At 59.1% G+C, this 13,106-nt stretch carries 14 protein-coding genes; 2 read left to right on the top strand and 12 right to left on the bottom strand.

Annotation, left to right across the window (positions count from 1 at the left end; translation table 11 throughout):
• Positions 1-2: 2 nt before the first annotated feature.
• Complete coding sequence (locus ATO10_RS16300) at positions 3-884, top strand: LysR family transcriptional regulator (RefSeq protein ID WP_155886779.1); 882 nt, start codon at positions 3-5, stop codon at positions 882-884.
• Here the strand turns inward: ATO10_RS16300 and ATO10_RS14385 are convergent.
• The 5 genes from ATO10_RS14385 to dtd all read right to left on the bottom strand — a co-directional run bounded on the left by ATO10_RS14385 (position 881) and on the right by dtd (position 5,372).
• Complete coding sequence (locus ATO10_RS14385; protein ID WP_035252873.1) at positions 881-1,621, bottom strand: proteasome-type protease; 741 nt, start codon at positions 1,619-1,621, stop codon at positions 881-883. The two genes, ATO10_RS16300 and ATO10_RS14385, sit on opposite strands and share 4 nt — an antisense overlap.
• A gap of 24 nt (positions 1,622-1,645) precedes the next feature.
• Complete coding sequence (locus tag ATO10_RS14380; RefSeq protein WP_035252870.1) at positions 1,646-2,452, bottom strand: transglutaminase family protein; 807 nt, start codon at positions 2,450-2,452, stop codon at positions 1,646-1,648.
• A complete protein-coding gene (locus tag ATO10_RS14375; protein WP_035252868.1) occupies positions 2,452-3,393 on the bottom strand; it encodes an alpha-E domain-containing protein in 942 nt (313 codons plus the stop codon). Before ATO10_RS14375 ends, ATO10_RS14380 begins: the two co-directional genes overlap by 1 nt.
• A gap of 3 nt (positions 3,394-3,396) precedes the next feature.
• Positions 3,397-4,824, bottom strand: coding sequence for a circularly permuted type 2 ATP-grasp protein (locus tag ATO10_RS14370; protein WP_035252865.1), 1,428 nt, complete (start codon positions 4,822-4,824; stop codon positions 3,397-3,399).
• A 110-nt stretch (positions 4,825-4,934) separates the two neighbouring features.
• The gene (dtd, locus tag ATO10_RS14365) at positions 4,935-5,372 is read right to left on the bottom strand and encodes a D-aminoacyl-tRNA deacylase (RefSeq protein ID WP_035252863.1); all 438 of its coding nucleotides are present in this window, start codon (positions 5,370-5,372) and stop codon (positions 4,935-4,937) included.
• A gap of 93 nt (positions 5,373-5,465) precedes the next feature.
• Here dtd and ATO10_RS14360 point away from each other — a divergent pair, with 93 nt between their 5' ends.
• Positions 5,466-5,885, top strand: a complete 420-nt coding sequence (locus ATO10_RS14360) for an Hsp20/alpha crystallin family protein (protein WP_035252861.1) — start codon at positions 5,466-5,468, stop codon at positions 5,883-5,885.
• 27 nt (positions 5,886-5,912) lie between these two features.
• Here ATO10_RS14360 and ATO10_RS14355 read toward each other — a convergent pair whose 3' ends face one another.
• The 7 genes from ATO10_RS14355 to ATO10_RS14325 form a co-directional block, all read right to left on the bottom strand.
• Complete coding sequence (locus ATO10_RS14355; RefSeq protein ID WP_035252856.1) at positions 5,913-7,007, bottom strand: TFIIB-type zinc ribbon-containing protein; 1,095 nt, start codon at positions 7,005-7,007, stop codon at positions 5,913-5,915.
• Positions 7,008-7,042: 35 nt separating this feature from the next.
• Complete coding sequence (locus ATO10_RS14350) at positions 7,043-8,161, bottom strand: SPFH domain-containing protein (protein ID WP_035252853.1); 1,119 nt, start codon at positions 8,159-8,161, stop codon at positions 7,043-7,045.
• A gap of 36 nt (positions 8,162-8,197) precedes the next feature.
• Entirely contained in the window at positions 8,198-9,094 is an 897-nt protein-coding gene (locus ATO10_RS14345; RefSeq protein WP_238323514.1) for a DUF2927 domain-containing protein, read from the bottom strand.
• Positions 9,095-9,150: 56 nt separating this feature from the next.
• Positions 9,151-10,341, bottom strand: a complete 1,191-nt coding sequence (locus tag ATO10_RS14340; RefSeq protein WP_035252849.1) for a toxic anion resistance protein — start codon at positions 10,339-10,341, stop codon at positions 9,151-9,153.
• A 3-nt stretch (positions 10,342-10,344) separates the two neighbouring features.
• Entirely contained in the window at positions 10,345-11,244 is a 900-nt protein-coding gene (locus ATO10_RS14335) for a 5-bromo-4-chloroindolyl phosphate hydrolysis family protein (protein WP_035252847.1), read from the bottom strand.
• A gap of 145 nt (positions 11,245-11,389) precedes the next feature.
• Positions 11,390-12,211, bottom strand: a complete 822-nt coding sequence (locus ATO10_RS14330; RefSeq protein WP_035252844.1) for a TerC family protein — start codon at positions 12,209-12,211, stop codon at positions 11,390-11,392.
• A 73-nt stretch (positions 12,212-12,284) separates the two neighbouring features.
• Positions 12,285-13,079 carry a pseudouridine synthase gene (locus ATO10_RS14325; RefSeq protein ID WP_035252840.1) on the bottom strand — a complete coding sequence of 265 codons (795 nt, stop codon included), beginning with the start codon at positions 13,077-13,079 and terminating at the stop codon, positions 12,285-12,287.
• Positions 13,080-13,106 lie beyond the last annotated feature (27 nt).

Genomic DNA, 13,106 nt, shown 5'->3' with positions numbered 1-13,106 from the left:
ACATGCGACATCTGCAACTTTATACGGCTTTGCGTGAGGTCGTGATCGAAGGATCAATCCGAAAAGCCGCTGAAAAGCTTACGATTTCTCCGTCTTCACTGAACAGAAAAATTCTTGCGCTTGAGGAAGAACTTGGCGTCCCTTTCTTCGAACGTCTGGCGTCTGGTGTCCGACTCTCAACTGCTGGCGAAATATACTATCGCCACTTTATTGAGCACCTTGCTGAAATAGAGCGCGCTCACGGAACGGTTGCCGACCTTTCAGGCGTTCGAATTGGGCATATTCGGGTCGCTACGAGTCGTGGATTCGAGCACGGATTGCTGATGTCGCTGATCAAAAAGTTCCGAGCGGCCCATCCCGGCGTGCGATTCTCGGTCTTGCCCAAGGCGGATGATCGGCTGGCTTCGGCCGTTTTGGGGCTGCAAGCCGATCTGGCGTTGATGGCCGCGCCCGAAAGAGCCGAGCTGGAAGTCGTCGGGCATGCGGTGCAGCCGATGCAGCTGCTTGTCGCCAGAGAGGCAGCGCAGGGGCGCACTGAACTGGGGCTTGGGGACCTGTCTAACTTTGATCTGATCCTGCCCCCGCCCGGCCATGCCCTGCGGCGCCATCTTGAGCACCGTATCAACCAGCAGCGCGCGCGGCTGACCCCGGCGTTGGAAACAACTGCCCCTATGCCGCCGCAGGGCGACGAGCGGCCCTCGGCTCAGCTGTGTCTTGCAGCCATGGTGGATACGGGTTTTCTGAGGTCCCATGACGCCACTTTGTTGCCATTGGCGCGCATGCCCGCATCCGAAATAGCCCTGTGCAAGGCGCCAGAGCGCGGCTTGTCAGTCGCCGCTGGGAAGTTTGCGATGGAGCTGAGCGCCGGGCTAAGCGCCGCTTAACTGGCGTCGAACTCAAAAGCGGGCAGGCTGTCAAAGGCCAGTTTCAGCGCATCGCCCCACCCATCTGAAATGGTTTCGAAATAGGTGTCGGTCTTTTCGACGCGGTGAATATCGCCGGCCTCAAGACTGTCGGAACGGTACACCTGAAAATCCAGTGGCAAGCCGACAGACAGGTTTGCTTTGATCGTGCTGTCAAAGGACACCATCAACAACTTGATCGCATCGGCAAAGCTCATGTCCGGGTCAAAGGCACGCACCAGAATGGGGCGCCCGTATTTTGTCTCGCCGATCTGAAAGAACGGCGTATCATCGGCAGCTTCGATAAAGTTGCCTTCCGGATAGATCAGGAACATGCGTGGCTGTCCGTCTCCGATCTGCCCCCCAATGATCATCGAGGCGTTAAAGGCGGTGTCGGCGCGCTGGCCTTCATCGGCCTGCCCGGCGATTACCTCGCGCAGGGTTTCGCCGACAAGACGGGCGACCTGAAACATAGAGGGCTGTTCCAGAATAGAAGGGCTGCGATCACTGGGGGCTTTGGTGCGTTCGTCCAGCAGGCTGATCACAGACTGTGTCGTGGCCAGATTGCCTGCCGTCATCACCGTGATCATGGCTTCGCCGGGTTTGGACCAACTGTGCAGCTTGCGGAAGGTTGAAATATTGTCCAACCCGGCATTGGTACGCGTGTCCGACATGAAGATCAGACCGGCGTTCAGCCGAAGCCCTACACAATAGGTCATTTTTTCAGTTTCCTTCCCGGCGGGTCACTGCTGTTGCACGGCGATTTCAACGTCCAGGGTTTCCTGGCCGTGATCCCCCATGCGCAAGCCCGATATCGGAGCCGCCTGAGCATAGTCAAGCCCAGTCGCAACACGCACGTAACGTTGATCAGGGCTGATCCCGTTAGAAACGTCAAATCCGACCCAGCCGATCGTATCCAGATGAACCTCGGCCCAGCCGTGGCTGGCATCCTGATCAACCCGGTCATCCAGCATCAGATAGCCCGACACATAGCGCGCTGGCAGGCCCATCGAGCGCGCCGCCGCGATGAAGATATGCGCATGGTCCTGACATACGCCATGCCCTGCCTGCAGCGCGTCCTCGGCGCTGGTGCGTGCATTGGTGTGGCCAGTGTCATACTTCACCGCCGACAGTACACGCTTTGAAAGTTCATGCATCCGGGGGATCGGATCATCAAAATCTGTCATCAACCCTTTAGTCAGCTTGCGGGTTTCATTGCCCGCGCGTGTCAGATCGGTGGATTGTTCATACATCCACAGCGGAGCGAACCCAGCATGCCGCCCGGTGACCCCGTGGGTTTCATGGGTCTCGACCAAGCCTTCGCAGGTGATCGAGATTTCATGCCCCTCGCCCTCAAAGCTGATCAAAGTGACTTCGTTCATATGCTCGTCGTCAAATTCCAGCTCTTTTTTGCCGCCGTTTATCTGCACCTGCCATTGTAGCACTTGTTGGCTGGGGCGGTTCTTGGGGGTCAGGCGCAACTGTTGCAGCCCATAGGTGACCGGGCGTTCGTATGAGTAGGTCGTATGATGGCGGATTTTTAAGAGCATTAGCCGGAAAACCTGAAATCTTCTTCGATTTGCATTCCAAGTGCTGCGTTGTCGCGCAGGCAGTCGGTCAGAAACTCATGCAGCCCGAAATCGAAGATCGCGTCAATCGGGGTGTTGTCCAATCGGTGGTGCAGCAGGCGGGCCTGTTTCACGCATTCATAGTCCTGCCCGTACTGTTTTTCCAGGTAGGTCAGGTTGCCCGTGATCTTGGAGATGCAAAAGCTCAGCGAACGGGGCATGCGGCCATCACGGATCAGGAAATCGCCGATCTCGCGCGGCGAAATATCTGGACCGTTCAGCCAGCGGAACGAGTTCTGCCCCGCAACCGACCGCAGGATCGTTTCCCACTGAACGTTGTCCAGAGAACTGCCGATCTGGCTGACGGCAGGCAGCAGCACATAGTATTTCACGTCCAGAATGCGGGCCGTGTTATCCGCGCGTTCCAGAAACGTACCGATGCGGGCAAAGTCGAAAATATCGTTGCGCAGCATGGTGCCATGCAATGCCCCGCGCACAAGGGCGCTTTGGCGCCGGATCAGGCCCAAAACGCCGGGCAGGTCGGCCTCGCGGATGGGGCGTTTGAGCGCTTCTTTCAGGGCCATCCAGCTTTCGTTGACGGCTTCCCAGACTTCGCGGGTCAGGGCGGTGCGCACCAGCCGCGCGTTCGAGCGTGCATGTTCAATACACGACATCACCGACGATCCGTTCGTTGTGTCGCGCAGCAGGTAATCCACCACTGCCGACCCTTCGAACGCGTCGTATTTATCGGTGAAACCGGCCCGTACTCCGGCGGTTTCCACCACCGAGGCCCACTCGGACTCGGCGGCGTCGGGTCGGGTCAAGGCGATGCGAAACCCGGCTTCGATCAATCGTGCGGTGTTTTCGGAACGCTCCAGATAGCGGAACATCCAAAACAATCCCCCTGCGGTCTTGCCCAGCATGCGTTATTCCCCCAACACCCAAGTGTCTTTGGTGCCACCACCCTGGCTTGAGTTCACCACCAGAGAGCCTTTCTTAAGTGCCACACGGGTCAAGCCGCCGGGCGTGATGTCGACTTTGTTGGGGCTGACAAGCACAAAGGGGCGCAAGTCCACGTGGCGTGGGCTCAGCCCGGCCTTGGTCAGGATCGGACAGGTCGACAGTGCCAAAGTCGGCTGCGCGATGTAATTGTCGGGCTTGGCTTTCAGCTTGGCGCGGAAGGCAGCGATCTCTTTTTTCGAGGCCGCAGGACCCACCAGCATGCCATATCCGCCCGAGCCATGAACCTCTTTCACGACCAGCTCTTCAAGGTTGTCCAGCACATAGGCCAGACTGTCAGCCTCAGAACAGCGCCACGTCGGCACGTTCTTCAGGATTGCCTTTTCGCCGGTGTAGAACTCAACGATATCAGGCATATAGCTGTAGATCGCCTTGTCGTCCGAAATCCCGGTTCCGGGCGCATTGGCGATGGTAATACCGCCAGAGCGATACACATCCATGATCCCGGGCACGCCCAGCATCGACTCGGGGTTGAACGTCAGCGGGTCAAGGAAATCGTCATCGACCCGGCGATACAGCACATCAATCGGCTTATATCCGCGGGTGGTCCGCATGGCGATGCGCCCGTCCACAACGCGCAGGTCGTGCCCTTCGACAAGTTCGACCCCCATGTTATCCGCAAGGAAGGAATGTTCGAAATAGGCCGAGTTGTGAATGCCCGGCGTCAACACCGCCACCACAGGCTTGCCTGATGTCGCCGCTGGCGCGCAGGCCGCCAGTGACCGGCGCAGGCGGGTGGGGTAGTCGGAAACTTCCTGAACTTTGATCTTGGTGAAAAGTTCGGGGAACATCTGCAGCATCGTTTCCCGGTTTTCCAACATATAGGAAACACCGGACGGGGTGCGCGCATTGTCTTCCAGCACAAAGAAATCATCTTCGCCCGTACGCACAAGATCGACGCCCACGATATGCGTATAGATGTTGCCCGGAGGGGTGACGCCGACCATCTGCGGCAGGAAGGCGCTGTTGCTGGCGATCAGCTCTTTGGGGACACGGCCGGCGCGCAGGATCTCTTGGCGATGATAAATGTCATAGAGAAAAGCGTTGATGGCGCGCACGCGCTGCTCAATGCCTTTGGTCAGGCGGGCCCATTCGCGTTCGGATATGATCCGGGGCACGATATCAAAGGGGATCAGACGTTCGTCTGCCTCTGCCTCACCATAAACGTTGAAGGTAATCCCAGTGCGCCTAAAGAAGGTTTCCGCCTCGGATGACTTCTTTTTCAGACGTTTTAGGTCTTCGCCACTGAACCAGGCGTGGAAGTCTTCATAGGGGCGGCGAGGGTCGCCTGATGGGTATTGGAGCTCGTCGAAGAACGTTGGCTGATCACTCATGATTCAATCGTTAATTCAAGCATCGGCGGCTGCAACCAATTGCCAGAAAAAGAGGAGAATATCCCAGATTTGCGCCCCAAAAGCGCGCAAGCGGATGAATAATTAGGCAATTACAGGTCGACCCACAGGGTGACTGGCCCATCGTTGACCAAAGAAACGGCCATATCCGCGCCGAATTGACCGGTATGAGTCTCGATATCCTGATCGCGCAGGCTTTGCACAACCTGTTCATATAGCGCTTTGCCAAGAGCAGGAGGCGCTGCCGTTGAAAAGCCGGGACGGTTCCCGCGCGATGTGTCCCCAGCCAGTGTAAACTGGCTGACCACCAGCGCCGAACCACCGGTTTGCAGCAAGGACAGGTTCATCTTGCCGTCATCATCTTTGAACACCCGCAGCTTGGCGATTTTGGCGGCCATGGCGCGCGCATTGTCTGGCGTGTCGCCCTGCATCGCACAAACCAACACCAGCAACCCGGGCCCGATCTGACCAATGGTTTGCCCGGCCACGTCGACCTGAGCCTGTGATACCCGTTGTACAACTGCGCGCATGGCTTTGCCTCCCATTTGACCCGGCTCAACGACCTGAACGGGGCTGTTTGCTAGACTTACGTGCGAGGCGCGCGATTGGAAAGGAGGTATGACATGGTTGAAAAATCCCACACCACCGGGTTCTGGCCGTCCCTGTACGAGCCGTTCCAAGGCATGCGGTCGCGACTTGCCGAATGGATCGCGCCGGCTGCAGAGGCCTCGGTAACGGACGCCGATTACCGCATCTCCATGGAACTGCCCGGCGTGGCCGAGGATGACATCCACCTGTCGGTAGAAGACGGGGTCGTGACCGTGCGGGGTGAAAAGAAAACCGAACGCGAAGAGAAGGGCGAAACATGGTTCTTCAGTGAGCGCCAGTATGGCGGGTTTTCACGCAGTTTCCGGCTGCCCCCGGATGCAGATGAAGCCGCAGTTTCCGCCGAGATCAAAGACGGGGTGTTGACCATCAGTGTGGCCAAAAAGGCCCCGGCAAAACCTGAAGCGTCCAAACGGATCGACATTTCGCGCGGCTAAGTTGACGCGGCGGGTGCGGGGGGGGGCTTATTGGTTTTGGGCCACGAAATACCCGATCACCCCGGCTATGATCGCGCCAGCCACCACGGCCAGCGCGATTTTCCAGGCTGACCAGGGCCGTTCGCCCTGCACCCGCCCGCTGCGCCCGTTGACCACAAAGCGATAGGTCTTGCCGCGGTACTTGTAGGCGGCCAGCCAGACCGGCAGCAGGATATGCTTGAAGGTCACGTCGTTGATTTCAGTGTCGAGCGTGGAGATGCGTTGCCGGTCGCCGCCGATGTCGAACTTGACGTCGCGCGTGATCACTCGGTTCATCTTCATGCAGGCCTGCTCATAGCCTTTGAGCAACTCCACGGTGTAGCCCTCGGCCTGAAACCCGGCCAGATATTCCGGGCTATAGGGCTCCAGCGCAGACAGGTCCCAGGGCTCCAGCGCCTCGGTGAAACGTTTGGGCAGGCTGCGCGAGGCCAGCACCAGCACATCGTCAAAGAAGCGTTTGACCCGGCCTGAAACCGGCGTCCAGCGGATTTTCTGTTCCTGTCGTATCACCGGTTTGCCATCGCGCATCTCAGTGCGGGTGACGTAATACACCGTGCCGCGCTGGCCGGTATAGCGCGACTTTGTGTCGGCATCGAAGGTCCAGTAGGGCACATAGATGCCCTGCATTTTGCGGCCTTTGCGGGCGTAGTCCTGCAGCCCGTTCGGGGCGAACCAAAGTCGGCCCAGCCAGTCGGTCATGGCCTGACGCGCGTCGCGTTCTTCAAAGGCAAAGGGCAGCACGGCGCGCGGCTTGATATGGCGATGAGCACCGGTGTCGGTGACCACCGGAGTGGCGCAAAACGGGCACTCGGTGGCGTGGGCGTCGGGGTTGAACTCGATCAGTGCGGCACAATTGGGACAGGCCGAGACACGGGTCTCCTCGATCTCGGCCTCGGGCAGGCGGGCGCCGATGGCAGCGTCGAAGTCCAGCTCCCGGATCGCTGCGACCGGCTGCACCGTTTCCAGTGACATGCTGTGGCCGCAATGGTCACAGCTCATGCTTCCGTGTTGTGGGGCAAAGCGCATATCTGCGCCGCATTGATCGCAGGGGAAGCGGTGTTCAGTGGTCGCGGCCAATTTCATGCCTCCGGCGGGAGTATTTTCGCCAAGATAAAAGCTCAGATGCCCGGGGGCGGCGGGGGCGGCAGAATGGTGAAGAGTTGCGCCAGTTCGGCCACATCCTCGGCCTGCTTCCAGCCATCCTGACCGGGCGTCCACACATGCGTGGCGCGGCTCAGGCTGCCCTCAGACGCCATACGCCCCAGATCAGCCTTAGAGAACGGCCCCTTGGTCGCGCCGTTTTCAGCGATATGCCAGACGTGTTCAACGGGCGGCGGCGGGGGCGGGGCGGCGGAAGACGCTTGCGGGGCAGGGGCCGCGCCCCATGGTCCCATGTTTTGCGCCATGGCCATACCAATACCCGCGCCGATCCCGGCGCCCATGCCACCGCCTGCAGCGCCGGGGTTCTGCGCGGCGGCGGTCATCGCCTCGGCTGCGGAATACTGTGTGAACTTACCCAGATCTCCAGCCAGCCCCATCGAGGTGCGCTTGTCCAGCGCCGCCTCGACCGCGGGCGGCAGGCTGATGTTTTCAATGTAGAACTCGGGCATCGTCAGGCCGTACTCGGCCAGCGTTTTAGACACCTCAGCCGCGATCAGCTTGCCCAGATCAGCGGTGTTGGCCGCCATATCCAGAACCGGAATGCCAGACGAGGCGATCACGCGCGAGAACTCCTGCACGATGATATTGCGAATCTGATAGCTGATTTCATCCATGGTGAATTCGCCGTCAGTGCCGACGATTTCAGTCAGGAAGCGGGCCGGGTCGGTGATGCGCACCGAATAGGTACCATAGGCGCGAATGCGGGTTGGGCCGAACTCCGGATCGCGCAGCATGATCGGGTTCTTGGTGCCCCACTTCAGGTCGTTAAAACGGGTGGTGTTGACATAGTAAATTTCCGACTTGAACGGTGACTTAAACCCGTGATCCCAGTGCATGATCGTGGTCAGCACCGGCATGTTGTTGGTCTCTAACATGTAAAGGCCGGGGGTAAAGACATCGGCCAGCTGGCCTTCGTGCACGAAAACCGCCGCCTGACCTTCGCGTACCGTCAGCTTGGCCCCGTATTTGATTTCGTGGCCTTCGCGTTCAAACCGCCAGACCATCGTGTCGCGCGTGTCATCGACCCAATGTATGACGTCGATGAATTCACCGGAAAGAAAATCGAAAATACCCATGGTCTTGTCCTTACTCATCGGGCGGTGCGCCCGTCGTTATACTCCGCCGCCCAGCATCTCGGCCGCGATCTGTCGCAGGATGGGACGGGCCTCATCGGCCTTCATCCCGGCGCGCAGGCGCGGATCATAGAGCATTTCAAGCAGCAATTCGTCGTGGCGCGTCAGCAGTGCGAATTCTTCGTCATCATTAAAGATCGAGGGCCGCGCCGAGGGGCTGTCATTGGCCAACCCCATGCCTTGTGCCAGTTCCTCGTGGATGCAGGCCAGCCGCAGGATGTCGGGCTGTTCGGCCCGGATCACAGCGATCGCCGTATAGTAGTTCGATGCGCTATCGACCGAGAACGCATAGACGGTGCAAAAGGTCGAGCGCGGCATGGTGGTCACGGTGCGTATCAACGTCGGGCTGATACCGGGCACCAGATTTTCCAGCGCCGGACCCAAAGCGCGCCGTTCATCTTCGTTGACCATGAACACGTGGAAGTTCGCGTTCTTGGGCGAGGCCGAGGTCACCGGATTGCCTGTCGCCCGCGACAGGCGCCGTAAGTAGCGATTGAACGAGGCCTGATCGGTGCGGCGTTGTTCTGACGGGACCGTTTCGCCATAGGTCACCGAAACCCGCACCGGCCCATCCCATCGACGCAGACGGCTGGGCGATTTGCGGGCAATCAGCGTGCCGTTGCTTAACTGATACTCGTCATAGAGCGCGATTTGCTCGAAATCTTCCACAAGCTGACGTTGGGAAAACGGCACGTCGGCTTCGCCGTTATCGGTGCGCAGCAACCCACGCGCGACCAGATCGTTCTGAACGCGGGCATAGTATTGTGCGACCGCACGGCTTTGTTCCGAGGGCTGAGGCTGATCCACTGTGGGGCGCGGTGGGGGCACCACCGAACTTTCGACAGTTGGTGTCACGCAGGCCGACAGGCAAAGCATTGCACTGCCTGCGGCAAGCATATTTCGAACAAAAGGCGGGATCGTGGCCTCCGGTCTTAGTTGGGCACAGCGGTGCCGGCGTTGTCACCAACCCCATCACGGCGTGCTTTGGCGGCGGCCAGCGTATCGCGCAGATCGGCCTCCATTTTCTTGAGGTCTTCTTCGGCGGCTGCACGTTTGGCTTTGCCTTCATCGGCAATGGCCAGACTTTCCTGAATGGTATCAATCAGGGTGGCGTTGGCCTGTTTGACGGCCTCGATGTCAAACACACCGCGTTCCATTTCCTCGCGCACAACCCGGTTGGCCTGTTGCAGGTTCTCGGCATTGGCGGTCAGCAGTTCGTTGGTCAGGTCGGACGCATCGCGCACGGCCTCGGCGGCCTCTTTAGAGCGCTGGATGGTCACGGCCTGCGCCAGCTGGGTTTCCCACAGTGGGACGGTGTTCACCAGGGTCGAGTTGATCTTGTTGACCAGCGACTTGTCGTTTTCCTGCACCAAGCGGATCGAAGGCAAGGATTGCATCGTCACCTGACGGGTCAGCTTCAGATCATGCACCCGGCGTTCCAGATCATCGCGGGCAGCGCGTAGATCACGCAGTTCTTGGGCGACGATCACCTGCTGGTCCGGCGCGGCAGAGTTCACCTCGGCTTCTTTGGTGGGAATGATGGTGCCGTCCAGCTCTTTCAGCTTTTCTTCACCCGCTGCGATATAAAGCGCCAGCTCGTCATAGAAATCCAGCGTCTTTTCATACAGAATGTCCAGCGATTTGATGTCTTTAAGCAGCTTGTGCTCGTGCCCCAACAGCGTATCGGTGATCTTGTCGATCTGTCCCTGCACGTCTTCATAGCGGGCCATGAATTTGGCCAAAGGCGCAGCCTTGCCGGTCAGGCGTTCCCACCAGCTACGTTTGCGACGCACATCCAGTTCCGAGATCGAAAACCCCCGGATCGTGGTGACGATATTGCGCAGACTGTCCCCTGCGGGGCCGACATCTTTGTTTTTCACATCCGCCAGCATGGATTGGCTGATGGTCTGCAGCTCGGCCTGTGCGCTCGAGCCGAACTCGATGATCGAAGTGGTGTTATCCATGTCCAGCTCGTCCATCCGCTTACGGATTTCGGCGGCGACAGGGGCATCTGCGCTGTCCAGCAGCACAACTTCGCCCCCGGGTTCGGGAAGAACCACGGCGGTGACTTGCTCTACTTCGGCCAGAACGGCTTCGGCCTTTTGGCGGATTTCATTCGACATATTTTATACTCCACTGTCTGGCGTCACACGCACGCCGTCACGCTGCAATCTTTCGCGCAGCACTTCAATCTCGACATCCAGATCAGCTTTGTCATCAAGCAACATCTTGCTGGTCCGGGCCGCAAAATTCTGTTCAAGGTCGTTCAACAACGCGTCATAATCGTCGCGCGCGCCGCTGTTCTGGGTGCGGGCATAGATATCTGCAAATTTTATAGTCGCATCGCGTGCGCCCTGCAGATAGACGACCAGATATTTTCGGGCCGAAGTCAGATCGCGCGGGTCTTCTTCGATGGTGCGCAACATGTCGCGCACGGTGCCCTGAAACTGCTGAACACGGGTCATCATCTGGCGATCGCCCGCACGTTTGATGGCGTCTTCCATGGCGGCCAGGTGCTTTTCGGCTTCGTCCACGGCGCGCGCGACGCGGTCTTGCTGGAAGGTATCAATGCCTTCCATGCCCTTGTCGCGCATCGGGTCCAGCCCAAAGGCAAACCCATGCAAAGCCGCGCCCAGCACACCAAAAATCACCGCAGGCACCAAGCCACCACTGAACCCGGCAGCACATAGTCCGATCCCGGTCAGGGCCGCGCCGAACATCTTGCGCGGGATGGCGGGGCGACGGGCAACTTTGCGGGCATGATAGGCATCCTCGGCCTGCAACCCCGCGCGGGTCAGCCAAGCGGCCAGCATCAATATACCAAAGGCGCCCAGCTTGGTTGCAAGCCCAACAGGATCAGACAAAAACGCGGAAACCAGCAACGGGAAAGGCGCCAGAAACAAGAAGTTCGCGCGCCCTCCAGCCCGGCTGGGAGTTTGCCCCTGAAACGGGTTACGAGGCGGTTTCGCCTCTGTGCCACCTTTGTTTCCATCCGGGCTGAACTGCCCGCCATAGCGCTGCGCCATTTACACGCCCCCCACGACCGAGACATAGACGATCAACGCCAGCAGCAGTACATAAGCCAGCTTCTGCAAACCTGTAGCGGTCATGGTCTCCCCCTCTTGGCAAAGCCTTTATAAAGGCAAACGGGCGGTTTCGTTAAGGTTTTCGTCAGTGACGGCTTTGTTCGGCGTGGCGTTCGGCATCCAGTTTGCGCGAATAGCCTGTTTGCAGGATTTCCACCGCAAACAGCACCACCACGGCAAAGTAGAAGGTGGTTTTCGACATCGGGATCAGCGGCTGGCCAAAGATTTTCAGTTGCAGGGCGTCGTCATGCATCGCGTGCGACGCGGCCACCCCGGCCTCACCCAACAAAACCACCCCGACAATCAGCAGGATGAACAGGCCCAGAACCTCGTACATACGGTTCTTTTCGATAAACGCTGTCACCCCATCGGCCAACAGCAACATCGCCCCCCCCGAAAGCAGAATCGCCGCCGCCAGAATCGGGAAGACATCGGTGATCGCAAGGGCCGACAGGATGGAATCGAAGCTGAAGATCAGGTTCATCGCGACGATCATCATAATCACCTTCACAGCCGACTTGCCCGAGCGCCCTTCGACATCATGATCCAGATGATCCACGGACAGCAGGTGCGCGATTTCTTTGACCGCCGTGTAGATGATGAATATCCCACCGATAATGAAGACAATGGTCGAGAAATTCACCCCGCCTTCAAGAACACCGGCCCAGTTCAGGATAAAGAACGGTTCGGCCAGAGATTCAATCAAACGGATCATCACAAACAGCAAGATCACCCGCAGCGCCACCGCCACGATGATCCCCCAAAACCGCACCGCCTTTTGCTGCGCCACAGGCGCGCGCTGACTCTCGATACTGATGTACAGCAAGTTGTCGAACCCTAGAACAGCCTGCAAAAAGCAAAGCATGACAAGGTTGCCAAGGTTCTCAAATGTCAAAAGGTCGGCCATGGTGCGCTCCGGTCGAAAATATATGTCGGGCGCAGCAATACACAGGTTTGACCGTGCGGCAAGGTGCTGAAACTCAGCGTTTTCCCCGTGGCGGACGCGTGACGCGGCGTTTGGGCTTGAGCGCGGGCTTGAAATCGCTGTCCAGCCCCAATTGATCGCGAAGCACCCGGCCTCGGACCTCTTCGATCTCACCCGCTTTCAACTCGCCCAGCTGGAACGGGCCGTAGGACACGCGCAACAAGCGGTTCACCACCAGCCCAACGTGCTCCATGGCGCGGCGGATTTCCCGGTTGCGGCCTTCGCGAAGGCCAACGGTCAGCCAGGCATTCGCGCCTTGCTGACGATCCAGACTGATCTGCATGCCCTGAAACCGCTCGCCGTCGATTGTCACGCCCTTGCGCAGCGGCGCGAGTGTGTCTTCCGACGGATAACCCCGCACCCGCACGCGGTATTTGCGCAACCAGCCGGTTGAGGGCAGCTCCAGTTTGCGCTTCATCTCGCCATCATTGGTCAGCAGCAAGAGGCCCTCAGAATTCAAATCCAACCGTCCCACCGACATCACCCGCGGCATGCCTTCGGGCAGCGCATCAAATACCGTTTCGCGCCCCTTTTCATCGCGCGCCGTGGTCACCAGCCCGGCAGGCTTGTGATACAGCCAAAGCCGCGGCGGTTCGGCTTCGGCCAGGGCCTGGCCATCCACGACGATCTTGTCCTGGGCTGTGACGTTTAGCGCAGGGCTAAAGATCCGCTCACTGTTCACGGTGACGCGGCCGGCCTCGATCATTCTCTCGGCCTCGCGGCGACTGGCCAGCCCGGCGCGGGCGATGACTTTGGCGATCCGGTCGCCCTTGGGGGTGTCTGTGCTCATACCTCTTCCTTTACGCGCCTGCGTCGC

This window comes from Actibacterium atlanticum, from assembly GCF_000671395.1.
GTDB lineage: Bacteria > Pseudomonadota > Alphaproteobacteria > Rhodobacterales > Rhodobacteraceae > Actibacterium_D > Actibacterium_D atlanticum.
Note: the sequence above shows the minus strand (reverse complement) of the source record. Positions and strands in the feature narration are given on the sequence as shown.